The 262-nt window shown below is 35.5% G+C and carries 1 pseudogene; it reads right to left on the bottom strand.

The features are described from left to right. A pseudogene (locus SB717_RS36925) lies at positions 1-262 on the bottom strand (glycosyltransferase family 2 protein); the annotation flags it as partial.

Genomic DNA, 262 nt, shown 5'->3' with positions numbered 1-262 from the left:
CACCTATCATTCGTCTTTCAGATTGAGAAAGGTTCGTGCCATATGCAGCATGTTCAATCGGTCGAAATTTATTCGGCGTAATAACATCAATAGCACAATGACGGTTAATTCTCCATTTACTTTGTGCTATACGTAAATGAGCTACAATAGGATTAACTAAACATTCATATCCAATACTTTGGACGACTTCTTTCGTCAACGCATGAGGTACAGATAATAAAGAATCTATCTTTAATTCTTCACGCTCTAACATTGCATTTAA

Source organism: Priestia sp. SIMBA_032, from assembly GCF_046535215.1.
In the GTDB taxonomy this organism is placed as follows: domain Bacteria; phylum Bacillota; class Bacilli; order Bacillales; family Bacillaceae_H; genus Priestia; species Priestia aryabhattai.
This window is presented reverse-complemented; position numbering and strand designations above follow the sequence as displayed.